This window comes from Alkalibacterium indicireducens (assembly GCF_039522005.1).
GTDB classification, from domain to species: Bacteria; Bacillota; Bacilli; order Lactobacillales; family Carnobacteriaceae_A; genus Alkalibacterium; species Alkalibacterium indicireducens.
The window spans coordinates 1-1,124 of record NZ_BAAADA010000086.1 but is presented as its reverse complement, the minus strand read 5'-3'; the positions used below and the strand labels follow the sequence as shown (position 1 = coordinate 1,124).

1 protein-coding gene and 1 other RNA gene are annotated in these 1,124 nt (G+C 39.1%); both read right to left on the bottom strand.

All coding sequences use genetic code 11. From position 1 onward, the window contains the following. Nucleotides 1–214: 214 nt before the first annotated feature. Nucleotides 215–673 carry a universal stress protein gene (locus tag ABFX15_RS05440; RefSeq protein WP_346024466.1) on the bottom strand — a complete coding sequence of 153 codons (459 nt, stop codon included), beginning with the start codon at nt 671–673 and terminating at the stop codon, nt 215–217. Between the two features lie 139 nt (nt 674–812). Then, nucleotides 813–1,001: non-coding RNA, 6S RNA (ssrS, locus tag ABFX15_RS05435), on the bottom strand. Nucleotides 1,002–1,124 lie beyond the last annotated feature (123 nt).

The following is a 1,124-nucleotide window of genomic DNA, read 5'->3' as shown; positions in this document are numbered from 1 at the left end:
ACCAGATAATCACTGATTATTTATTTTACCCATTTATAGCCCTTAAAAAGGGTTTCTTTTTCAGCACCCTCGAGAGAACTCAGGCACTTTTTTTAGACAGAAAGAATTTAAGGAAAGAATAGAGAATGGGCATTTAGGCATAGAAGAAAGCCCTGAAGAGTTTGAACAGTCTCCCTTCAGGACTTGATTACTATAAATAATATCAGAGAATAAATCAGTCGAGCTTGTTGTCCAGATCTGTACGAATAATCATGACGTCACAAGACGCCTGTCTGATTACATAATCAGATACTGACCCAACAAAGATACGTTCAACAGCATTCAGTCCCGTGGCACCGAGCATGATCAGGTCGATATGTTCCGATTGAGGGATCTGCTTGGCAATCATGACTTTAGGAGATCCATATTCCAATACTATTTTTACATTATCCAGACCTTTGTCTTCGGCATACTTTTTGTATTCGTTTAAGGTATTCTTCGCTTCCACTCGTGCGTTATCAGCGATTGACCCATCAAAGGTAGAAAATGACTGATACGCCCGTGTATCAATGACATGAGCGAGCACAAGCTGGGCATTATTACGTTTGGCAACTTCGACTGCTTTTTTGAAGGCCTTTTCTGCCTGAGTAGACCCATCGATTGCCACCATAATAGACTTATATTCCTGTAACATTCTATCCACATCCTCTCTTGTTCTATATACTGATTATACTATAAAAGACCGGACAATAGCTAACAGAAACGATTAGAGAATGGATAGATAACCAAAAAAGAGCGAAGAGTTAATCTTCGCTCTGTCTCGTACTAAGTATAAGAAATCCGATGGTGCCGGTAGTATGCCAGTTTAGGTTGAACCCGCTAATAGCAGGTGGGCTTCACCAGAAAAATATCTGACTTCCAAGTGATAAGGCATGTCATCAATTCTTCCTTTAGAATCCCAATGTTTTAATACAATGTTCGGTCAACACAGTAGTTTGGCATCGCGTACACCTCAGAATTCTTATCTTTATATTAGCACAGGGGGAGCTTTTAGTCAATACAGACAGCTTTTGAATATGTGTAAAGTTATTCTCGGAAATTTATTCTAGAAATCTGAAACGCAGTTTATTGTTTTTGTCTTTCTC